We start from the raw sequence: 21,204 nt of genomic DNA, 5'->3' as shown, positions 1-21,204 counted from the left end.
CCGGGGCGGCCGTTCCGCAGATTTGGATCGAGCATTGCCATGGCACGCCAAGACGCCAACGAAACCTTTCTCAACACTGCCTTCCTCTATGGGGCGAATGCGCCGTACATCGAGGACCTCTACGCCCGGTACGAGCAGGATCCCGCATCGGTCGACGCCGAGTGGCAGGCCTTCTTCGGCGCCTTGAGGGACGACAAGCAGGCGGTGGAGCAGAACGCCCGCGGCGCCTCCTGGAAGAAGCCGAACTGGCCGATCCATGCCAATGGCGACCTCGTCTCTGCCCTCGACGGCAACTGGGCCCAGGTCGAGAAGGCCGTCGGCGACAAGATCAAGGCGAAGGCTCAAGGGAAGGGCGCGGAGATCAGCCAGGAGCAGGTCCTCCAGGCGACCCGCGATTCCGTCCGCGCCATCATGCTCATCCGCGCCTACCGGGTGCGCGGCCACCTGCACGCCAATCTCGATCCGCTCGGCATCAATCCGCGCCCGAACGACCAGGAGCTGCACCCCTCCCATTACGGCTTCACGGAAGCCGATTGGGACCGCAAGATCTTCCTCGACAACGTGCTCGGCCTCGAATTCGGCACGATCCGCGAGATCGTCGCGATCCTCGAGCGCACCTACTGCCAGACGCTCGGCGTCGAGTTCATGCACATCTCCGATCCGACCGAGAAGGCCTGGATCCAGGAGCGCATCGAGGGGCCCGACAAGGAAATCACCTTCACCCGCGAGGGCAAGCGCGCCATCCTCAACAAGCTCGTCGAGGCCGAAGGCTTCGAAAAGTTCCTCGACCTGAAATACACGGGCACCAAGCGCTTCGGCCTCGATGGCGGCGAGTCGCTCATCCCGGCGCTCGAGCAGATCATCAAGCGGGGCGGCAATCTCGGCTGCAAGGAGATCGTGTTCGGCATGGCCCATCGCGGCCGCCTCAACGTGCTGACGCAGGTGATGGGCAAGCCTCACCGGGCGCTCTTCCACGAGTTCAAGGGCGGCTCCTTCGCGCCCGACGACGTGGAGGGCTCGGGCGACGTGAAGTACCATCTCGGCGCGTCCTCCGACCGCACCTTCGACGGCAACAACGTCCACCTGTCGCTGACCGCCAACCCGTCCCACCTCGAGATCGTCGATCCCGTGGTGCTCGGCAAGGTGCGCGCCAAGCAGGATCAGCACGGCTGCACCCCGGACAACCGCACCGCCGTCATGCCGCTCCTCATCCACGGCGACGCCGCCTTCGCGGGCCAGGGCGTGGTGGCGGAGTGCCTCGGCCTCTCGGGCCTGCGCGGCCACCGCACCGGCGGCTCGATCCACGTCATCATCAACAACCAGATCGGCTTCACCACCGATCCGCGCTTCTCGCGCTCCTCGCCCTATCCATCCGACGTCGCCAAGATGGTCGAGGCGCCGATCTTCCACGTGAACGGCGACGATCCGGAGGCGGTGGTCTTCGCCGCGAAGGTTGCGACCGAGTACCGGCAGAAGTTCCAGAAGCCAGTCGTGATCGACATGTTCTGCTACCGCCGCTTCGGCCACAATGAGGGCGACGAGCCGGCCTTCACCCAGCCCCTCATGTACCGCAAGATCCGGTCGCATCCGTCGATCCTGGAGCTCTACTCCAAGAAGCTCCTGGCCGAGGGCGCGGTCACCGAGGCCGACATCGACGAGATGAAGAGCGCCTGGCGCTCCAAGCTCGACACCGAGTTCGACATCGCCACGAGCTACAAGCCCAACAAGGCCGACTGGCTCGACGGCCGCTGGGCCGGGCTCAAGGCCGTCCGTGAGGACGCCGACGATCCGCGCCGCGGCCAGACCGGCGTCTCGGCCGAGACCCTGAAGGACATCGCCAAGGCGCTGACCTCCGTGCCCGAGGGCTTCCACGTCCACCGCACGATCCAGCGCTTCCTCGACAACCGCAAGAAGATGATGGAGACCGGCGAGGGGATCGACTGGGCCATGGCCGAGGCGCTCGCCTTCGGTTCGCTCCTGCTCGAAGGCCACCGCGTGCGCCTCTCCGGCCAGGACGTGGAGCGCGGCACCTTCTCGCAGCGCCACTCGGTGCTGACCGATCAGGAGAACGAGGAGCGCTACACGCCCCTCAACCACATCCGCGAAACCCAAGCCCGCTACGAGGTCATCAACTCGATGCTCTCGGAGGAGGCGGTGCTCGGCTTCGAGTACGGCTACACCCTCTCCGAGCCCAACGCGCTGACCTTGTGGGAGGCGCAGTTCGGCGACTTCGCCAACGGCGCCCAGGTGGTGTTCGACCAGTTCATCTCGTCAGGCGAGCGCAAGTGGCTGCGCATGTCGGGCCTCGTCTGCCTGCTGCCGCACGGCTACGAGGGGCAGGGTCCGGAGCACTCCTCCGCCCGCCTCGAGCGTTGGCTGCAAATGTGCGCCGAGGACAACATGCAGGTGGCGTACTGCTCGACCCCGTCGAACTATTTCCACATCCTGCGCCGTCAGCTGAAGCGCGAGTTCCGCAAGCCGCTGATCCTCATGACGCCCAAGTCCCTGCTGCGCCACAAGCGCTGCGTCTCGGCCCTCGCCGACATCTCCGAGGGCACGTCCTTCCACCGCGTGCTGCAGGACGATGCCCAGCGCGGCGCCGACGGGATCAAGCTGGTGAAGGACGACAAGATCCGTCGCGTCGTGATCTGCACCGGCAAGGTCTACTACGACCTGCTGGAGGAGCGCGAGAAGCGGGGCATCGACGACGTCTACCTGATGCGCGTCGAGCAGCTCTATCCGTTCCCGGCGAAGTCGCTGGCGGCGGAGCTCTCCCGCTTCAAGAAGGCCGACGTGGTGTGGTGCCAGGAGGAGCCGAAGAACATGGGCTCCTGGACCTTCGTCGAGCCTTATCTCGAGTGGGTCCTCAAGACGGCAGGCGCCAAGGTGGATCGTCCCCGCTACGTGGGCCGCGCCGCTTCCGCCGCCACCGCCACGGGCCTGATGTCGAAGCACCAGGCCCAGCTCCAGGCTTTCCTCGACGAGGCGTTCGCGGCCTGATCGAACGGAGAACCGAGGCATGCCGTTTCACCTCTGCAGGCTCCTGCCGCCAAGGCCGACCTTCCCCGCCGACATCACGGCGGAGGAGGCTGGCCTGATGCAGGAGCATGCAGTCTATTGGCAAAGAGTGGCCGATCGGGGTAATGCCCTGATTGTAGGCCCTGTCCTGGACCCTGCCGGTGTCTGGGGTGTCGCCATAGTCGAGGTCAGTGACGCTGCAGCAGCCTCAGCCTTGACGGAGCAGGATCCTGTCATCCTCTCCGGACGTGGCTTCCGATACGAGATCCATCCCATCCCGCAGGCCATCCTGCGGAAGAACCAACAACCTGATCCTCTCTGAGAGGGGCCGTCCCGAAGGCGTAACCATGGCAACTGAAATCCGCGTACCCACTCTTGGCGAATCCGTGTCAGAGGCCACCATCGGCCGCTGGTTCAAGAAACCCGGCGATGCGGTGAAGGCCGACGAGCCCGTCCTGGAGCTCGAGACCGACAAGGTGACGCTCGAGGTCAACGCTCCCGCGAGCGGCACCCTCGGCGACATCCTGGCCAAGGACGGCGAGACGGTCTCCCCTGGCGCCGTGCTCGGCTCGATCGTGGAAGGCGGCGCCGCTGCGGCGTCCGCTCCCAAGGCCGAGGCCCCGAAGGCTGCTCCGGCTCCGGCCGCCGCTCCGGCGCCGGCTGCCGCTCCGGCCAAGCCCGCCGCCGCTCGCGACAACGGCCCCGCGGTCTCCCGCATCGCGGCCGAGAGCGGCATCGACGCCTCCCGCGTCGCCGGCACCGGCAAGGACGGTCGGGTGACCAAGGGCGACATGCTCGCGGCCATCGCCGGCGGCGCTGCGGCCGCCCCCGCGGCGGCTCCGGCCCAGATGCGCGCTCCTTCGGCGCCCGTCGATGCCGAGCGTGAAGAACGCGTGAAGATGACTAAGCTGCGGCAGACCATCGCCCGCCGCCTCAAGGACGCGCAGAACACCGCCGCCATGCTCACCACGTTCAATGACGTGGACATGAGCGCGGTGATGAACCTGCGCAGCCAGTACAAGGACGTCTTCGAGAAGAAGCACGGAACGAAGCTCGGCTTCATGGGCTTCTTCACCAAGGCCGTGATTCAGGCCCTCAAGGACGTTCCGGCGGTGAATGCCGAGATCGACGGCCAGGACATCGTCTTCAAGAACTACTACCATATCGGCATCGCGGTCGGCACCGAGAAGGGCCTCGTGGTCCCGGTGGTGCGCGATGCGGACGATCTCTCGGTCGCCGGCATCGAGAAGAAGATCGCCGATTTCGGCCGCCGCGCCCGCGACGGCAAGCTCTCCATCGACGAGATGCAGGGCGGCACCTTCACGATCACCAATGGCGGCATCTACGGCTCGCTGCTCTCGACCCCGATCCTCAACGCACCGCAGTCGGGCATTCTCGGCATGCACCGCATCGAGGAGCGCCCGGTGGTCCGCAACGGCCAGGTCGTCGTGCGCCCGATGATGTACCTCGCGCTTTCCTACGATCACCGGATCGTCGACGGCAAGGAGGCCGTGACCTTCCTGGTGCGCGTCAAGGAGGCCCTCGAGGATCCGGCGCGCCTCGTCCTCGACCTCTAAGCCAAGCATCGATTCAGCGTCTTGGCCGGGCCAGTCCCGGCCAGCCACGACCTCAATCCCAGAGCCAAAGACGTGGATGCCCGGATCAAGTCCGGGCATGACGTTAGGTGGAGACAAGAAATGTCCTACGATCTCGTCGTTATCGGCACCGGGCCCGGCGGCTATGTCTGCGCCATCCGGGCCGCGCAGCTCGGTCTCAAGACCGCCGTCGTCGAAAAGCGCAAGACCCATGGCGGCACCTGCCTCAACGTGGGCTGCATCCCGTCCAAAGCCCTGCTGCACGCCTCGCACATGTTCGAGGACGCGCGCGACCACTTCGCCGATCTCGGAATCGGCGTCAGCGCGCCTGCGCTCGACCTCAAGAGGATGCAGGCCTTCAAGCAGGAAGGCGTCGACGGCAACACCAAGGGCGTCGAGTTCCTGCTCAAGAAGAACAAGATCGACGCGTTCTTCGGCACCGCACGCATCGCTGCCGCCGGTCAGGTCGAGGTGAAGGGCGAAGACGGCTCGAACCAGGTCCTGGAGACCAAGAACATCGTCATCGCCACGGGCTCGGACGTCACCCGCCTGCCGGGCATCGAGATCGACGAGAAGGTGGTGGTCTCATCCACTGGGGCGCTCGAACTGGAGAGCGTGCCGAAGCGCCTCGTGGTGATCGGCGCGGGCGTGATCGGCCTGGAGCTCGGGTCGGTCTGGCGCCGCCTCGGCGCCGAGGTGACCGTGGTCGAGTATCTCGACCGCATCCTGCCGGGCATGGACGCCGAGGTCGCCAAGCAGTTCCAGCGCATCCTGTCAAAGCAGGGCTTTCAGTTCAAGCTCGGCGCCAAGGTCACCAAGGTCGAGAAGTCCGGAAAGGGCGCGACGCTCACCTTCGAGCCCGCCGCCGGCGGCAATCCTGAAACCATCGAGGCCGACGTGGTGCTCGTGGCCATCGGCCGCGTGCCCTACACCCAGGGCCTCGGCCTCGATCACGTGGGCGTCCAGCTCGACAACCGCGGCCGCATCCTCACGGATGCGCATTTCGCCACCAACGTCACCGGCATCTACGCCATCGGCGACGTGATCGCCGGCCCGATGCTGGCCCACAAGGCCGAGGACGAGGGCGTCGCGGTGGCCGAGATCCTGGCCGGCAAGGCCGGTCACGTGAACTACGACGTGATCCCGAGCGTGGTCTACACGTTTCCGGAGGTCGCTTCCGTCGGAAAGACCGAGGAGGAGCTCAAGAGCGCGGGCGTCGCCTATAATGCCGGCAAGTTCCCCTTCACGGCCAACGGTCGCGCCAAGGTGAACCGCACCACGGACGGCTTCGTGAAGATCCTGGCCGACGCCACCACTGACAAGGTGCTGGGCGTCCACATCATCGGCCCCGAGGCCGGCAACCTCATCCACGAGGCGGCGATCGCCATGGAGTTCGGCGCCTCGTCCGAGGACATGGCCCGCACCTGCCATGCCCACCCGACGCTCGCGGAAGCTGTGAAGGAAGCGGCGCTCGCGGTGGAGAAGCGCGCGATCCACATGTAGGATCGTCGCGATGGCAAAGCTCCACTTCCTCTACTCGGTGATGAATGCAGGAAAGACCACACATCTCCTGCAGGTTCGCCACAACTACATCGAGAACGGCGGCCACGTGCTGCTGTTCACGAGCCTGATCGATGACCGGTTCGGCGTCGGCAAGGTGCGGTCGCGCCTCGGCCTCGAGGCCGACGCCATTCCGCTGAGGAAGGAAGACGCTATCGGGACCATCGTGGCGGACGAGCACGCGAAACGGCCGGTGACGGCCGTTTTGATCGACGAGGTCCAGTTCATGACGGCCGAGCAGGTCCGCCAGCTCGCCTGGATCGTGGACGAGCTGCATGTGCCCGTCATGGCCTATGGGCTGAAGAACAACGTCTTCGGGACGCTGTTCAGCGATGCGATTTCCACCATGATGGCGCTCGCGGACGACTTCCAGGAAATCAAGCAGCTCTGCCATTGCGGCCGCAAGGCTACGATGATCCTCAAATACGACCGCAACGGCGAGGCCGTACGCTCGGGCGAGGTGATCGAGATCGGGGGCGAGGGGCGCTACGTCTCCGTCTGCCGCCCGCACTGGACGAAGGGCGACATCGGCCCCGCCGCCCGGCAGCTGCTGGCCCGGCCGGTCGCGGCGGAGTAGGGCTCTTCAGCCCTTCGCCCGGGCCCTCGGATGGGCGGAGTCGAAGGCGTCCATCAGCCGTGCCGCATCCACCTTCGTGTAGAGCTGGGTCGTCGAGAGCGAGGCGTGGCCCAGGAGCTCCTGGATCCCCCGCAGATCGCCGCCGCGGGCGAGCAGGTGGGTGGCGAAGGAATGGCGCAGGGCGTGCGGGGTCGCGCTGTCCGGCAGCCCGAGAGCGCCCCTCAATTCCTCGACCGCAAGCTGGATGATGCGGGGCGAGAGCGGTCCGCCCCTGGCGCCGACGAAGAGCGGCCCCTCAGGGGGCAGCACATAGGGACACAGGTGCAGGTATTCCTCGACCGCCTCCTGGATCGCCGGGATCACCGGTACGCTGCGCATCTTGCCGCCCTTGCCCGTGACGGTGATCGAATCAGTGCCGTGGATCGGCGCATCCCGCCGCTGAAGCCCGAGCGCTTCCGAGATGCGCAGGCCCGCCCCGTAGAGAAGAGCCAGCACCGCCGCGTCGCGGGCGAGCACCCAGGCTTTTCGGTTTTCGCCTGACCGCAGCTCCGTGTCCGTGACGGCTACGGCCGAGGCGGCGGAGAGCGGGCGCGGCAGGTTCTTGTCGACCTTCGGGGTGCGAATCGCCGCGAAAGCCGAGGCGGTGCCATGCCCCTCCCGCTCCAGGTGACGCGCAAAGGAGCGGAGCGCGGCAAGCTGGCGCATGAGCGACCGGCTCCCGACCGTCTCCATGCGTCGGGCGGCCAGGAAGGAGCGGATATCGAGCGGCTTGAGCCCCAGGATCGCCCTGACGCTGGGTGCCTCGCCGAGATGTCCAGTCAGGAAGGTCAGGAACTGCCTCAGGTCGCGGGCATAGGCCTCCACGGTCTTCGGCGAGAGCCGCCGCTCCTTGGCGAGCGAAGCCAGCCAGGTCATCACCTCCTGGCGAGTATCGGACGCCCCGGGAAGGACCAGATCGAGGGCGTTTTTCGATTCGTCGCTTGACATGTTCCCGCTTTGTGCAAGGTCAGGCAGTCTAACGAGAACAGGTTAACCTCCTCCGAATGACAAGCCACGTCGCCGATGTCCTCATCCCGCTCGCGCTGGACTCGACCTACAGCTACGCGGTGCCGGACGGCCTCGCCCTCAAGGAGGGCGACGTGGTGCAGGTGCCGCTCGCCACCCGGGAGGTGGTCGGCGTGGTGTGGGGACTGCGGGAGGGTCCGGGCGGCAACTTCAAGAAGGTGACGGGGGTCGTCGACAGCCCGAGCCTGCCGCCGAAAATGCGCAAGTTCCTCGACTGGATCGCCTGGTACACCCTGGCGCCCAAGGGCTCCGCCCTCGCCATGGGGCTGAAGCTGGTGGACGGCGACCGCCCGGAGGTGGTGCGCATCGGGGTCAAGCTCGCCGGCCGCCTGCCGAAGCGGATGACGCCGGCGCGCCAGCGGGTCGTGGAGGCGGCCCAGGACGGCGTCGTGCGCCTCAAGAGCGAGCTTGCGCATCTGGCGGGCGTGAGCGCCGGGGTGATCGATGGCCTGATCGACGAGGGGACGCTGGAGACCGTGGCCCTGCTGCAGGAGCCTGTGGCCGAAATCCCGAACCCCGACTTCCGCAAGGCTGGCCTGTCGGACGGGCAGCAGGCCGCCGCCGATGCGCTCGTCGCCTCGATGCACGAGGAGCATCCGCCCGTGACCCTGCTCGAAGGCGTTACGGGCTCCGGCAAGACGGAGGTCTACTTCGAGGCCGTGGCCGAGGCCGTGCGCCAGGGCCGGCAGGCCCTGATCCTCATGCCGGAGATCGCCCTCACGGCCCAGTTCCTCGACCGGTTCGCGGCCCGTTTCGGCGCGAAGCCCGCGTGCTGGCATTCGGGCGTCACAGGCCGCAAGCGCGAGCGCCTCTATGCGGGAATCGCGTCCGGGGAGGTCAAGGTGACGGCCGGGGCCCGCTCGGCCCTGTTCCTACCCTACAAGGACCTCGGCCTCATCGTGGTCGATGAGGAGCACGAGACCGCCTATAAGCAGGATGACGGGGTCCACTACCACGCCCGCGACATGGCGGTGGTCCGCGGGCGGATCGAGAACGCGCCGGTGGTGCTCGCCTCCGCGACGCCCTCCATCGAGAGCCGGGTCAACGTGCAACGCGGTCGCTACCGCCACGTCCAGCTTCCCGAACGCTTCGGCGGTCGGCAGATGCCGCAGATCCGGGCCGTGGACCTCAGGCGCGAGACCATCGCGAAAGGCCGCTGGCTGTCGCCGGCCCTGAACCTCGCCATCGGCGAGACCCTGGAGCGGGGCGAGCAGGTGCTGCTCTTCCTCAACCGCCGGGGCTATGCGCCGCTCACCCTCTGCCGGGCATGCGCCCACCGCTACGAATGCCCGAACTGCTCGGCATGGCTGGTGGAGCACCGCTTCCGTCGGTCCCTGGTGTGCCACCATTGCGGCCACGTGGAGCGCACCCCGCATGCCTGCGTGTCCTGCGGCAGCGTCGATTCGCTCGTCCCCTGCGGTCCGGGCGTGGAGCGGATCGCCGAGGAGGTGGCCGAGACCTATCCCGATAAGCGCTCCATCGTCCTCTCGAGCGACATGCCCGGCGGCACCGAGCGGCTGCGCCAGGAGCTCGCCGCCATCGCGGCCGGAGAGGTCGACATCGTGGTCGGCACCCAGCTTGTCGCGAAGGGCCACAACTTCCCGCTCATGACCCTGGTCGTGGTGCTCGATGCCGATATCGGCCTGACCTCGGGCGATCCCCGGGCAGCCGAGCGGACCTTCCAACTCCTCCAGCAGGTCACCGGCCGCGCCGGGCGTGGCGAGAAGCCAGGTCGGGCTCTGGTCCAGACCTGGCAGCCCGACCATCCGGTCATTGCCGCTCTCGTGTCGGGGGATGCCGAGCGTTTCTACGAGGAGGAGACGCGGGTCCGGGAGATGGCGGGCCTGCCGCCCTTCGGCCGGCTCGCCTCCCTCATCGTCTCGGCCGAGGAACGTGAGTCGGCCGAGGCCCATGCTCGCGCGATGGCGCTCGTCGCCCAGCCCCCGCCCGGCGTGACCGTCCTCGGCCCCGCCGAGGCCCCGCTCGCCCTCATCCGGGGCCGGTACCGCTACCGACTGCTCGTGAAGACGGAGCGCGAGGTGGACCTCCAGGCGTATCTGCGCGACTGGCTCGCCCGCTGTCCCAAGATCCGCGGCAACACCCGCGTCTCCATCGATGTCGACCCCCAGAGCTTCCTGTGATCAACAAAGCGTGACCTTCAGACCCATGACCAAGATCATCCACTGCATCCGGCACGGCCAATCCACCTTCAACGCCCATTATGCCGAAACCGGGCTCGACCCGATGCATCCCGACGCACCGCTGACGGAACTCGGGCACCGTCAGGTGGCCGAGCGGGCGCCGGAGCTGAGGCCCTACGCCTACGAGCTCGTCGTGACCTCGCCCCTGACGCGGGCGATCCAGACCACCCTGGGCCTCTTCGGCGACCATCCGGCCGCCCCGCCGATCCATGTGGAATGCCTGCACCGGGAATTCCTGGAGAGCAGCTGCGACGTCGGACGGGCGCCGACCCTCCTGGCGCAGGACTTCCCGAACCTCGCCTTCGGGCATCTCGACGAGGTCTGGTGGCACAGCGACGGCGAGCCCGACGAGCGCGGATTCGCCAACGAGCCGGCTGCGATTCTGACCGAGCGGGTGAGCGGGTTCCGCGACTGGCTCGCGGCCCGGCCGGAGCGGCTGATCGCGGTCGTCGGCCACGGAACTTTCTTCTATCACCTCACCGGGCAGCAGCTGCGAAACTGCGAGGTGGCGGTCCTGGAACTCTGAGCCGGCTGCGCTTGCTCGGGCCGGCCGAGGCGTGGATCGCGGACTCTTGCCAGCCTTCGCCTTGCGCCTGCGAAAAACCCATGCTAGTGCACCCCCGCCTGACGGGCGGAGAGACGTCCCGCTTTGGCTCACTTCCACCGACCTGACGGGTTTCCCGACAGCCTTCGCAGAGGCCGCCGGTCCGAGGCCCTTAAGATTTGAGAGAGACGAATAACGTGGCGCAAAGCGGTTCCAATGAAGGACCTCTCCTGTCGGGCGTAGCCTTACGCTACGCCACGGCCCTGTTCGACCTCGCTCGGGAAGCCAACGCCGTGGACGCCGTCGCCGGCGATCTCGGCCGCTTCAATGAGCTGATCCAGGGCAGCGAAGACCTGCAGCGCCTGATCCGAAACCCAATCTTCACGGCAGAGGACCAGATCGCCGCCGTCGCGGCCATTCTCGACCGGGCCGGCATCTCGGGCCTCGCCGGCAACTTCATCCGCCTCGTCGCCTCCAAGCGCCGCCTCTTTGCCCTCCCCGACATGATCCGCGCCTACCAGGATCTGGTGTCGGACGCGAAGGGCATCGTTCGGGCCCAGGTGATACTGGCGGAAGCGCCGTCTGACGCGGTGCTCAACGAAATCAAGGCGGCGCTGCGCGACGTCGCCAAGGCTGACGTCTCCGTCGACGTCAAAATCGACCCGAGCCTCATCGGCGGTCTCATCGTGAAGATGGGGTCCCGCATGGTGGATGCCTCGGTGCGCACCAAACTCAATTCCATTCGTCTAGCGATGAAAGAGGTCCGCTGATGGACATTCGAGCCGCTGAGATCTCCGCGATCCTCAAAGAGCAGATCAAGAACTTCGGCACCGAGGCCGAAGTCACCGAAGTCGGTCAGGTCCTGTCCGTCGGCGACGGCATCGCCCGTTGCTACGGCCTCGACAACGTCCAGGCCGGCGAGATGGTCGAATTCGAGAGCGGCGTGCGCGGCATGGCCCTCAACCTCGAGACCGACAACGTCGGCGTCGTGATCTTCGGCTCCGACCGTGAGATCGCCGAGGGCCAGACCGTGAAGCGCACGGGCGCCATCGTGGACGTGCCGGTCGGCAAGGGCCTGCTCGGCCGCGTCGTCGACGCGCTCGGCAACCCGATCGACGGCAAGGGCCCGATCCAGTCGACCGAGCGTCGCCGCGTCGACGTGAAGGCTCCGGGCATCATTCCGCGCAAGTCGGTGCACGAGCCGATGGCGACCGGCCTCAAGGCCATCGACGCCCTCATCCCGGTCGGCCGCGGCCAGCGCGAGCTGATCATCGGCGACCGCCAGACCGGCAAGACCGCCATCGCCCTCGACACGATCCTGAACCAGAAGCCCCTGAACCAGGGCAATGACGAGTCGCAGAAGCTGTACTGCGTCTACGTCGCGGTCGGTCAGAAGCGCTCCACGGTCGCCCAGTTCGTGAAGGCGCTGGAGGAGAACGGCGCCCTCGAGTACTCGATCATCATCGCGGCGACCGCGTCCGACCCGGCCCCGATGCAGTTCCTGGCGCCCTTCTCGGGCTGCGCCATGGGCGAGTTCTTCCGCGACAACGGCATGCACGCCGTGATCGTGTACGACGACCTCTCCAAGCAGGCCGTCGCCTACCGTCAGATGTCGCTTCTGCTCCGCCGTCCGCCGGGCCGCGAGGCTTACCCGGGCGACGTGTTCTACCTGCACTCCCGCCTGCTGGAGCGCGCCGCGAAGCTCAACGACAGCCAGGGCGCCGGCTCGCTCACCGCTCTGCCGGTCATCGAGACGCAGGCCAACGACGTGTCGGCCTACATCCCGACCAACGTGATCTCGATCACCGACGGCCAGATCTTCCTTGAGACGGACCTGTTCTACCAGGGCATCCGCCCGGCCGTGAACGTCGGCCTCTCCGTGTCGCGTGTGGGCTCCTCGGCCCAGACGAAGGCGATGAAGAAGGTCGCCGGCAAGATCAAGGGCGAGCTCGCTCAGTACCGCGAGATGGCGGCCTTCGCGCAGTTCGGCTCCGACCTCGACGCCACGACCCAGCGCCTGCTGAACCGCGGCTCGCGCCTCACCGAGCTCCTGAAGCAGCCGCAGTTCTCGCCGCTGAAGATGGAAGAGCAGGTGGCGGTGATCTACGCCGGCGTGAACGGCTACCTCGACCAGCTGCCCCTCAACCGGGTGCGCGCGTTCGAGGACGGCCTGCTGGGGCTTCTCCGCACCAAGCACGCCGACATCCTGGAGTCGATCCGCGCCTCCAAGGACCTGTCGAGCGATACCGAAGCGAAGCTCAAGGACACCGTCCAGTCCTTCGCCAAGTCGTTCTCGTAAGATCGAACCGGGTTACCGGAGAGGTAGGGCCGCTCGATGCCGAGCTTGAAAGACCTTCGTAACCGCATCGCCTCCGTCAAGGCGACGCAGAAGATCACCAAGGCCATGCAGATGGTGGCCGCCGCTAAGCTGCGCCGGGCGCAGACCGCGGCGGAGGCCGCCCGCCCCTATGCGGAGCGGATGGCCGTGGTGCTCGGCAACCTCGCGTCCGGCATCACCGTCGGACCTGAGACGCCGCGTCTCCTCGCCGGCACCGGCTCCGATCGCGTGCATCTCCTGATCGTCTGCACCGCGGAGCGTGGTCTCTGCGGCGCATTCAACTCCTCGATCGCGCGCCTTGCCCGCGATCACGCCAACCGGCTCCTGGCCGAGGGCAAGACCGTCAAGATCATCTGCGTCGGCAAGAAGGGCTACGACATCCTGCGTCGCCAGTTCGCCGAGCAGATCATCGACTTCGTCGACTTGCGTTCCGTGCGTTCGATCGGCTTCGAGCAGGGTGACATGATCGCCCAGAAGATCCTCGCGCTGTTCGAGCAGGGCGAGTTCGACGTGGCGACCCTGTTCTACTCGCGCTTCCGCTCGGTGATCGCCCAGATCCCGACCGCGCAGCAGATCATCCCGGCTCAGATCGAGACCGGCGCCACCTCGTCGGACGCCGTGTACGATTACGAGCCCGAGGAAGGCGAGATCCTGGCGACGCTCCTGCCGCGGAACCTTACCGTGCAGATCTTCCGCGCGCTGCTTGAGAACGCCGCTTCGGAGCAGGGCGCCCGCATGAGCGCCATGGACAACGCCACCCGCAACGCCGGCGAAATGATCAAGAAGCAGACGATGACCTACAACCGGTCGCGTCAGGCGATGATCACCAAGGAACTGATCGAAATCATCTCGGGCGCCGAGGCGCTCTGACGACATCCGAGAGGAGCCACTCATGGCCAATACCGCTACCACCGCCGGCAAGACCGGCCGCATCACGCAGGTCATCGGCGCCGTCGTCGACGTGCAGTTCGACGGCCATCTGCCGGAGATCCTGAACGCCCTCGAGACCACGAACCAGGGCAACCGCCTCGTGCTCGAGGTGGCGCAGCAGCTCGGCGAAAGCACCGTCCGCTGCATCGCCATGGACACCTCCGAGGGGCTAGTCCGCGGCCAGGAGGTCGTCGACACCGGCGCGCCGATCTCGGTGCCGGTCGGCGCCGCCACGCTCGGCCGTATCATGAACGTCATCGGCGAGCCCGTGGACGAGGCCGGCCCGATTGTGGGCGAAGGCTCCCGCGCCATCCATCAGCCGGCGCCTTCCTACGCCGAGCAGTCCACCGAGGCCCAGATCCTCGTCACCGGCATCAAGGTCGTCGACCTGCTCGCTCCCTACGCCAAAGGCGGCAAGATCGGCCTCTTCGGCGGCGCCGGCGTCGGCAAGACCGTGCTGATCATGGAGCTCATCAACAACGTCGCGAAGGCGCACGGCGGCTACTCCGTGTTCGCCGGCGTCGGCGAGCGCACCCGCGAGGGCAACGATCTCTATCACGAGATGATTGAGTCGAAGGTGAACGTGGATCCCCGCGAGGCCGGATCGGCCGCCGGCTCCAAGTGCGCCCTGGTGTACGGCCAGATGAACGAGCCTCCGGGCGCCCGCGCCCGCGTCGCCCTCACCGGCCTCACGGTCGCCGAGAACTTCCGCGACCAGGGTCAGGACGTGCTGTTCTTCGTCGACAACATCTTCCGCTTCACCCAGGCGGGTTCCGAGGTGTCGGCGCTTCTCGGCCGCATCCCGTCGGCGGTGGGCTATCAGCCGACGCTTGCTACCGACATGGGCACCCTGCAGGAGCGCATCACCACCACCAACAAGGGTTCGATCACCTCGGTGCAGGCCATCTACGTGCCGGCCGACGACCTGACCGACCCGGCCCCGGCCACCTCCTTCGCCCACCTCGACGCCACCACCGTGCTGTCGCGCTCGATCGCCGAAAAGGGCATCTACCCGGCCGTGGACCCGCTCGACTCGACCTCGCGCATGCTCTCGGCCGCCATCGTCGGCGAGGAGCACTACAACGTCGCCCGCCAGGTGCAGCAGGTGCTCCAGCGCTACAAGGCGCTCCAGGACATCATCGCGATCCTGGGCATGGACGAGCTCTCCGAAGAGGACAAGCTCACCGTGGCCCGCGCCCGCAAGATCGAGCGCTTCCTCTCGCAGCCGTTCCACGTGGCCGAGGTCTTCACCGGCTCGCCCGGCAAGCTCGTCGCCCTCGAGGACACGATCAAGGGCTTCAAGGGCCTCGTCGAGGGTCAGTACGACCACCTGCCGGAGGCTGCCTTCTACATGGTCGGCACCATCGATGAGGCGGTCGAGAAGGCCCAGCGCCTCGCGGCCGAAGCGGCCTAAGAACTCCGTTCTTCGTCCGGGGCGCAGCCCGCGCCCCGGATCCTCCCGAGTACCCAATTCCTCAACCAATCCCGCGCCGCCTCCTGCGGCCGACCGGATGACGAAGAGCTAAGATGGCGACCTTCACCTTCGAACTCGTCTCCCCTGAGCGTGTGCTGTTCTCAGGCGCCGTCGATGCGGTGATCCTGCCCGCCACCGAGGGCGAGATGACGGTTCTCGCCGGCCATGCCCCGACGATGACCACCCTCAAGACGGGCTTCCTCGTCATCACCGACTCTCCCGGCAACGGCAAGCGGGTCCTGATTCGCGGCGGCTTCGCCGACATCAACCAGAACGGCATCACCGTCCTGGCCGAGCGGGCGCTTCCGGCCGAGGAGCTGACCCAGGACATCCTGGACCGCGAGATCCTCCAGGCCGAGATGCACTACGACGCCACCAACGATCCGGCCGCCAAGCATGCGGCAGAGGCGGCGGTCGCCCAGCTGCGCGAAGCCAAGGCGGCGCTGAACTTCTAAATCCTGAAACAACCCGGCTCCGGCCGGGTTTTTCTTTGCCATGACAGCGGACGCGCCATTCATCCTCACGCTCTCCCTCGACGAGCGATCGTTCCGGTTCTTCGACGAGCAGAGGCGGCGCCACTTTCCGCCGGAACGGAACTTCATCCCGGCGCATCTCACCCTCTTCCACAAGCTTCCCGCCGAGCACGAACCATCGCTCGTCACGAACCTCCGCGACGCAGCCGACCGGCCGGCACCCATCGAGCTCGACGTGACCGGGCTGAGATCCCTCGGACGCGGCGTCGCCTATACGCTCGCATCGCCTGCACTGACGGAACTGCGCTTCTCCCTCGCGAAGCGATGGGCGCTCTGGCTCACGCTGCAGGACCGGCAGAAGCACCAGCCTCATGTCACGGTCCAGAACAAGGTCGAGCCGGAGGAAGCGCGACGGCTGCTGGCGGATCTCTCCGCCAGCTTCGTGCCCTTCAGGATCACCGGAACGGGACTCGATCTGTGGCGCTACCGCGGCGGCCCTTGGGAAAAGGCCGCGAGTTTCCCTTTCGGACCGAAACCTCCCCGACGCGAGCCGGGGACGTCATAGGCCCCGTTCCCTACTCGCCCATCGCGATGAGGTTCGCGTTGCCGCCCGCTGCGGCCGTGTTGATCGTCACCGTCTGCTCGGTCGCGAAGCGCAGGAGGTAGTGCGGTCCGCCCGCTTTCGGCCCCGTACCGGACAGACCGTGGCCGCCGAAGGGCTGAACGCCCACGACCGCGCCGATCATGTTCCTGTTCACATAGACGTTGCCGACCGAGAGCCGCTCCACCACCTGCTCCACAGTTGCGTCGATGCGGGAGTGAACGCCCAGCGTCAGCCCGTAGCCCGAGGCGTCGATCGCCTCCAGCACGTTCGTGAGACCGTCGGCCTTGTAGCGCACCACGTGCAGGATCGGGCCGAACACCTCCTCGGCCAGATCGCGCGGCCGGTTCAGCTCGAAGATGTGAGGGGCCACATAGGTGCCGGCCGCGGGCGCCTCGCCCGCATAATGCACTTTCGCGGAACGCTTCATCGCGGCGACATGCGCGTCGAGCTTCTCCTTCGCTTCGCGGTCGATCACCGGACCGATATGGGTCGACACCTCGCGCGGATCCGCAAGCTTGAGTTCCCGCGCGCTGCCGGCGATCATTTCGATCATGCGTTCGGCCACATCCTCCTGCACGCAGAGGAGACGCAGCGCCGAACACCGCTGACCGGCAGACCGGAACGCCGACATCACCACATCGTCCGCCACCTGCTCCGGCAGGGCGGTGGCGTCGACCACCATGGCGTTGATGCCGCCGGTCTCCGCGATCAGCGGCACGATGGCGGCGTCCTTGGCGGCGAGGGTCCGGTTGATGATGCGGGCAACTTCCGTCGAGCCCGTGAAGACCACGCCGGCCACGTCCTTGTTCTCAACAAGCCGCGCCCCGATGCGCCCGTCGCCGGGAATCAGATGGAGCGCCGTCTTCGGCACGCCCGCCTCGTGCAGGATGCGGACGGCAAGATCCGCGATCAGCGGCGTCTGCTCGGCGGGCTTCGCCACCACGGCGTTGCCGGCCATGAGCGCCGCACCGACCTGGCCGAGGAAGATGGCGAGCGGGAAGTTCCAAGGCGAGATGGCCACGAACACGCCGCGCCCGCGCAGGCGCAGCACATTGCTTTCGCCGGTCGGCCCCGGCATCGCTTCGCCCGCGCCAAACAGCGACTTTCCTTGAGCCGCATAGTAGCGGCAGAAATCGACCGCCTCGCGGACCTCGGACAAGGCGTCGTCGAGGGTCTTGCCCGCTTCCGTCTGCAGGAGGTGCAGAAGGGCGCCCCGGCGCTGCTCCAGGAGGTCGGCGGCGCGCATCAGGGCGGCGGCCCTGACATTGGCTTCCGTGCGGCTCCACGCCGGGAAGCCAGCGCGCGCAGCCGCCATGGCGCGGTCGGCCGTCTCGGGCGACGCCTCGGTCACCTGGCCGACCGACGTGGTGCCGTCGATGGGACTGATCACCGAACGGGCCTGTCCCGGCGCAGCCCTGCCGTCGATCAGCGGCTCGGCCCGGTAGGATTGCTGCGCGCCCTGCCGAATCTCGGCCAGCAATAAATCGAGGGAGGCCTGGTGGCCGAACTCGACGCCCCTCGAATTCGCACGATCCTTGCCGTAGAGATCGCGCGGCAGCGGCAGCTTCGGGTGCCGCGCCTTGTCCGGCGACACGATGATGTCGGCCGGCCGCTTCAGGAGCGATTGAACCGGCACGTCGGGGTCGGCCGCCACGGACACGAAGGACGAGTTCGCGCCGTTCTCGAGCAGGCGCCGCACCAGATAGGCGAGGAGGTCCCGATGGCCGCCGACCGGCGCGTATGCGCGGCAGGCGAGCCCCGGCTCGTCCTCGAGCAGGCGGCCGTAGAGCGCCTCACCCATGCCGTGCAGGCGCTGGAACTCGTAGCCGTCGACGCCGCCGGCCCGCTCGATGATTGATGCGACCGTGAGCGCATTATGCGTGGCGAATTGCGGATAGATGCGAGGGCGCAGGGCCAGCAGCTTCTCGGCGCAGGCCATGTAGTTGAGGTCGGTCATCGCCTTGCGGGTGAAGACCGGATAGTCGTCGAGCCCGCGCTCCTGGGCGCGCTTCACTTCCGTGTCCCAGTACGCGCCCTTGACGAGGCGCACCATCATCTGGCGGTCGTAGCGCTCGGCCATGGCGGCAATGGCATCGATCACGGCGCCCGCACGCTTCTGGTAGCCCTGGATGGCAAGGCCGAACCCGCTCCAGCCGGCGAGCGACGGATCGGCGAGGACTGCGTCGATCACCTGGAGCGAGAGTTCCAGCCGATCCGCCTCCTCGGCATCCACCGTGAAGTTGAGCTCATAGGATTTCGCCTTCCGGGCCAGCTCGATCACGAGCGGCACCAGTTCGCGCATGACCCGCTCGCGGCTCGTCGCCTCGTAGCGCGGATGAAGGGCGGATAGCTTGACCGAGATGCCGGGACGGTTCGGCAGCGGCTCGTTCCCGGCCGAGCGACCAATGGCGTCGATGGCCGAAGCGTAGGAATCGTAATAGCGGCGGGCGTCCTCCGCCGTGCGCGCGCCTTCGCCGAGCATGTCGAAGGAGTAGCGGTAGACGCGGCCCTTGGCCGAGCCCGCCCGCTTCAGGGCTTCGTCGATGGTCTGCCCCAGCACGAAATGGTTGCCCATGACGCGCATCGCCTGACGGGTCGCGGTGCGGACCGCCGGCAGGCCGAGGCGCTTGGTGAGCTGGCGCAGGATGCCCTCCGGCGTCTCGCCCGGCTGGATGATCCGGGCCGTGATTCCGAGCGCCCAGGCGGAGGCCGAGACCAGGAACGCTTCGGATTTCGCCTCGTGGTCGGCGAAGTTGCCCTGGCCGAGCTTGTCCTCGATCAGCCGGTCGGCCGTGGCGGCGTCCGGCACCCGCAGCAGCGCCTCGGCCAGCACCATCAGGGCCAGCCCCTCCTTGGTGGAGAGGGCGTATTCCCGCAGCATCTCCTCGACCCCGCCGAGGCCGCCGCCCTTGGCGCGGATCGCCTCGATCAGGCGGGTGGCGCGCTGGTCGATCCAGGCCTCCCGCTCGGCCGACAGGTGCGAGCCGGCGAGGAGCCGGGCCGCGATGGCCTTGTCGTCTTCCGCGTAGGGCGGGTTGAAGGGCAGGGGGCTGGTGGGGCTCGACGTCATGGGATCCTCCGAAATTTTGGGAAATATAAGAGGGCGCCTGCCGTGATACGATGGCAATCTTGGCCTTCCTGCCGTAGCTTTTGCGGCAAGAGGGCCATAGGACCGTGAAAATGACGGATATCGACCGGATCGATCGCAAGATCCTGAAGTGCCTGCAGGCGGATGGGCGGATCGCGACCGTCGACCTGGCCGAGAAGGTCGGCCTGTCGCCGACCTCCACGAGCGAGCGCATGAAGCGCCTGCAGCGGGAGGGCTACATCGCGGGTTTCGGGGCACGGCTCGATCCGCACCGGCTCGGGCTGGAGCTCCTGGTCTTCGTCGAGGTCTCCCTCGACAAGACGACGCCGGACGTGTTCGAAAAATTCGCCGCCGCCGTGCGCCGGGCTCCGGAAGTCCTGGAGTGCCACATGGTGGCGGGCGGATTCGATTATCTGGTCAAGACCAGGGTCGCCGACATGGCGGCGTACCGCCACTTTCTCGGCGAGATCCTGCTGGCGCTTCCGGGCGTCAAGGAGACCCGCACCTATGCGGTTATGGAGGAGGTCAAGAGCGACGGCCTCCTGCCGGTCTAGAAAGAAAAGGGCGGCTCGCGCCGCCCTTTCGCTTCGTCTTACCCGGAGATCGCGGTCTGCTCGTTCTTGGTCTTCCACAGGGAGAAGACCACGCCGCCGCCGATCAGCGCGAGGGTCACGCCGAGCGAGATCGTCGGGTCGAGCTTGCCCACGAGCTGGTTCCAGAAGATCTTGCCGCCGATGAAGACGAGCACCATCGCCAGCGCGTATTTCAGGTAGTGGAAGCGGTGCACCATCGCGGCCAGCGCGAAGTAGAGTGCCCGCAGGCCTAGGATCGCCATGATGTTCGCCGTGTAGACCACGAAGGTGTCCGTGGTGATGGCGAAGATCGCCGGCACCGAGTCGACCGCGAAGATCAGGTCGGCGATGTTGATCACCACGAGCGCCAGGAACAGGGGCGTCGCCCAGGTGACGATCCGACCGGTCTTCGGGTCCGGCTCCCGCACGAAGAAGTGCTGCGAGTGGAGGCGGTCCGATACCCGCATATGCTTCCTGAGGAAGCGCACGATCGGGTTCTTGGCGATGTCGGGGTCGCTCTCGGTCACCACCAGCATCTTGATGCCCGTGATGATCAGGAAGGCGCCGAAGATGTAGAGCACCCAGTCGTATTCCTGCACCAGGGCCGCGCCGAGCGCGATCATGATGCCGCGCAGCACGATGACGCCGATGATGCCCCAGACGAGGGCGCGATACTGGTATTTCCGGGGAATCGCGAAATAGCTGAAGATCAGCGAGATCACGAAGACGTTGTCGATCGACAGGGACTTCTCGATGAAGAAGCCCGTGAAATAGGCGATGCCCGCGTGGCTTCCGTCTTCGGTGACGAGAAGGCCGGATTCATACGACCACCAGATGTAGGCGCCGAAGGCGGTCGCGATGCCGATGTAGAAGGCGGACAGGAGGAGACTCTCCTTTACGCCGAGCTCCTTGTCCTTTCGGTTCAGGACGCCGAGATCGAAGGCGAGGAGAAAAACGACAAGGCTCAAGAAAGCCGTCCACATCCAGACGGGCTTTCCCAGCCATTCCATGAGCAGGAATTCTGGCATAACCGGACCTATGATTGCTTTGTTTCCAAGCATCGGCTCCGACATCACGGGCGCGTGTCGCGTCCCGCCAGAGGGGCCCGGCCGCCGATACAAGGCACGTAGGAAGCGCTCCTTCGAGCGTCAAGACCCCTTCTTGA

At 66.9% G+C, this 21,204-nt stretch carries 17 protein-coding genes; 14 read left to right on the top strand and 3 right to left on the bottom strand.

Translation table 11 applies throughout. The features are described 5' to 3' along the window. Nucleotides 1–39 precede the first annotated feature (39 nt). From DES45_RS01215 to DES45_RS01195, 5 genes are all read left to right on the top strand, one after another. Nucleotides 40–3,000: a 2-oxoglutarate dehydrogenase E1 component gene (locus DES45_RS01215; RefSeq protein WP_114768156.1), complete on the top strand. Its 2,961-nt coding sequence runs from the start codon at nt 40–42 to the stop codon at nt 2,998–3,000. 19 nt (nt 3,001–3,019) lie between these two features. Then, a complete protein-coding gene (locus tag DES45_RS01210; RefSeq protein WP_114768155.1) occupies nt 3,020–3,340 on the top strand; it encodes a YciI family protein in 321 nt (106 codons plus the stop codon). A gap of 25 nt (nt 3,341–3,365) precedes the next feature. Next, nucleotides 3,366–4,595, top strand: a complete 1,230-nt coding sequence (gene odhB, locus DES45_RS01205) for a 2-oxoglutarate dehydrogenase complex dihydrolipoyllysine-residue succinyltransferase (protein ID WP_114768154.1) — start codon at nt 3,366–3,368, stop codon at nt 4,593–4,595. 120 nt (nt 4,596–4,715) lie between these two features. Next, nucleotides 4,716–6,116, top strand: a complete 1,401-nt coding sequence (gene lpdA / locus DES45_RS01200) for a dihydrolipoyl dehydrogenase (RefSeq protein ID WP_114768153.1) — start codon at nt 4,716–4,718, stop codon at nt 6,114–6,116. Between the two features lie 10 nt (nt 6,117–6,126). Beyond that, nucleotides 6,127–6,750 (top strand): thymidine kinase, encoded by a 624-nt coding sequence (locus tag DES45_RS01195; RefSeq protein WP_114768152.1) that lies wholly within the window; start codon nt 6,127–6,129, stop codon nt 6,748–6,750. A 6-nt stretch (nt 6,751–6,756) separates the two neighbouring features. Here the strand turns inward: DES45_RS01195 and DES45_RS01190 are convergent, their stop codons facing one another. After that, nucleotides 6,757–7,737 (bottom strand): tyrosine recombinase XerC, encoded by a 981-nt coding sequence (locus DES45_RS01190; RefSeq protein WP_114768151.1) that lies wholly within the window; start codon nt 7,735–7,737, stop codon nt 6,757–6,759. Between the two features lie 56 nt (nt 7,738–7,793). Here DES45_RS01190 and DES45_RS01185 point away from each other — a divergent pair, with 56 nt between their 5' ends. The 8 genes from DES45_RS01185 to DES45_RS01150 all read left to right on the top strand — a co-directional run bounded on the left by DES45_RS01185 (nt 7,794) and on the right by DES45_RS01150 (nt 16,340). Next, on the top strand, nt 7,794–9,956 hold the full coding sequence (locus tag DES45_RS01185) for a primosomal protein N' (RefSeq protein WP_114768150.1): 2,163 nt from the start codon (nt 7,794–7,796) through the stop codon (nt 9,954–9,956). 25 nt (nt 9,957–9,981) lie between these two features. After that, on the top strand, nt 9,982–10,542 hold the full coding sequence (locus DES45_RS01180; protein WP_114768149.1) for a histidine phosphatase family protein: 561 nt from the start codon (nt 9,982–9,984) through the stop codon (nt 10,540–10,542). Between the two features lie 215 nt (nt 10,543–10,757). After that, on the top strand, nt 10,758–11,330 hold the full coding sequence (locus tag DES45_RS01175) for a F0F1 ATP synthase subunit delta (protein WP_114768148.1): 573 nt from the start codon (nt 10,758–10,760) through the stop codon (nt 11,328–11,330). Then, complete coding sequence (gene atpA / locus DES45_RS01170; RefSeq protein WP_114768147.1) at nt 11,330–12,859, top strand: F0F1 ATP synthase subunit alpha; 1,530 nt, start codon at nt 11,330–11,332, stop codon at nt 12,857–12,859. Before DES45_RS01175 ends, atpA begins: the two co-directional genes overlap by 1 nt. Before the next feature lie 36 nt (nt 12,860–12,895). Next, nucleotides 12,896–13,768 (top strand): F0F1 ATP synthase subunit gamma, encoded by an 873-nt coding sequence (locus DES45_RS01165; protein ID WP_114768146.1) that lies wholly within the window; start codon nt 12,896–12,898, stop codon nt 13,766–13,768. 22 nt (nt 13,769–13,790) lie between these two features. Further along, nucleotides 13,791–15,242, top strand: a complete 1,452-nt coding sequence (gene atpD, locus DES45_RS01160) for a F0F1 ATP synthase subunit beta (protein WP_114768145.1) — start codon at nt 13,791–13,793, stop codon at nt 15,240–15,242. 113 nt (nt 15,243–15,355) lie between these two features. After that, nucleotides 15,356–15,757: a F0F1 ATP synthase subunit epsilon gene (locus DES45_RS01155; protein ID WP_114768144.1), complete on the top strand. Its 402-nt coding sequence runs from the start codon at nt 15,356–15,358 to the stop codon at nt 15,755–15,757. 40 nt (nt 15,758–15,797) lie between these two features. Further along, a complete protein-coding gene (locus tag DES45_RS01150) occupies nt 15,798–16,340 on the top strand; it encodes a 2'-5' RNA ligase family protein (RefSeq protein WP_114768143.1) in 543 nt (180 codons plus the stop codon). A gap of 10 nt (nt 16,341–16,350) precedes the next feature. Here DES45_RS01150 and putA read toward each other — a convergent pair whose 3' ends face one another. Then, nucleotides 16,351–19,449: a bifunctional proline dehydrogenase/L-glutamate gamma-semialdehyde dehydrogenase PutA gene (gene putA, locus DES45_RS01145; protein WP_114768142.1), complete on the bottom strand. Its 3,099-nt coding sequence runs from the start codon at nt 19,447–19,449 to the stop codon at nt 16,351–16,353. Nucleotides 19,450–19,559: 110 nt separating this feature from the next. On the opposite strand from putA, the gene DES45_RS01140 reads away from it, so the two are divergent. Further along, entirely contained in the window at nt 19,560–20,021 is a 462-nt protein-coding gene (locus DES45_RS01140) for an Lrp/AsnC ligand binding domain-containing protein (RefSeq protein WP_114768141.1), read from the top strand. Between the two features lie 38 nt (nt 20,022–20,059). Here DES45_RS01140 and DES45_RS01135 read toward each other — a convergent pair whose 3' ends face one another. Continuing rightward, entirely contained in the window at nt 20,060–21,067 is a 1,008-nt protein-coding gene (locus tag DES45_RS01135; RefSeq protein WP_114768140.1) for a TerC family protein, read from the bottom strand. Nucleotides 21,068–21,204 lie beyond the last annotated feature (137 nt).

It is taken from the genome of Microvirga subterranea, from assembly GCF_003350535.1.
Lineage (GTDB): Bacteria > Pseudomonadota > Alphaproteobacteria > Rhizobiales > Beijerinckiaceae > Microvirga > Microvirga subterranea.
This window is presented reverse-complemented; position numbering and strand designations above follow the sequence as displayed.

Excerpts from the sequence above, each read along its gene's own strand:
- DES45_RS01165 (WP_114768146.1), top strand. The coding sequence starts at position 12,896 with ATGCCGAGCTTGAAAGACCTTCGTAACCGCATCGCCTCCGTCAAGGCG.
- DES45_RS01195 (WP_114768152.1), top strand. The coding sequence starts at position 6,127 with ATGGCAAAGCTCCACTTCCTCTACTCGGTGATGAATGCAGGAAAGACC.
- putA (WP_114768142.1), bottom strand. The coding sequence starts at position 19,449 with ATGACGTCGAGCCCCACCAGCCCCCTGCCCTTCAACCCGCCCTACGCG.
- lpdA (WP_114768153.1), top strand. The coding sequence starts at position 4,716 with ATGTCCTACGATCTCGTCGTTATCGGCACCGGGCCCGGCGGCTATGTC.
- DES45_RS01155 (WP_114768144.1), top strand. The coding sequence starts at position 15,356 with ATGGCGACCTTCACCTTCGAACTCGTCTCCCCTGAGCGTGTGCTGTTC.
- atpA (WP_114768147.1), top strand. The coding sequence starts at position 11,330 with ATGGACATTCGAGCCGCTGAGATCTCCGCGATCCTCAAAGAGCAGATC.
- DES45_RS01150 (WP_114768143.1), top strand. The coding sequence starts at position 15,798 with ATGACAGCGGACGCGCCATTCATCCTCACGCTCTCCCTCGACGAGCGA.
- DES45_RS01190 (WP_114768151.1), bottom strand. The coding sequence starts at position 7,737 with ATGTCAAGCGACGAATCGAAAAACGCCCTCGATCTGGTCCTTCCCGGG.
- DES45_RS01140 (WP_114768141.1), top strand. The coding sequence starts at position 19,560 with ATGACGGATATCGACCGGATCGATCGCAAGATCCTGAAGTGCCTGCAG.
- DES45_RS01215 (WP_114768156.1), top strand. The coding sequence starts at position 40 with ATGGCACGCCAAGACGCCAACGAAACCTTTCTCAACACTGCCTTCCTC.
- DES45_RS01180 (WP_114768149.1), top strand. The coding sequence starts at position 9,982 with ATGACCAAGATCATCCACTGCATCCGGCACGGCCAATCCACCTTCAAC.
- DES45_RS01185 (WP_114768150.1), top strand. The coding sequence starts at position 7,794 with ATGACAAGCCACGTCGCCGATGTCCTCATCCCGCTCGCGCTGGACTCG.
- atpD (WP_114768145.1), top strand. The coding sequence starts at position 13,791 with ATGGCCAATACCGCTACCACCGCCGGCAAGACCGGCCGCATCACGCAG.
- DES45_RS01135 (WP_114768140.1), bottom strand. The coding sequence starts at position 21,067 with ATGCCAGAATTCCTGCTCATGGAATGGCTGGGAAAGCCCGTCTGGATG.
- DES45_RS01210 (WP_114768155.1), top strand. The coding sequence starts at position 3,020 with ATGCCGTTTCACCTCTGCAGGCTCCTGCCGCCAAGGCCGACCTTCCCC.
- odhB (WP_114768154.1), top strand. The coding sequence starts at position 3,366 with ATGGCAACTGAAATCCGCGTACCCACTCTTGGCGAATCCGTGTCAGAG.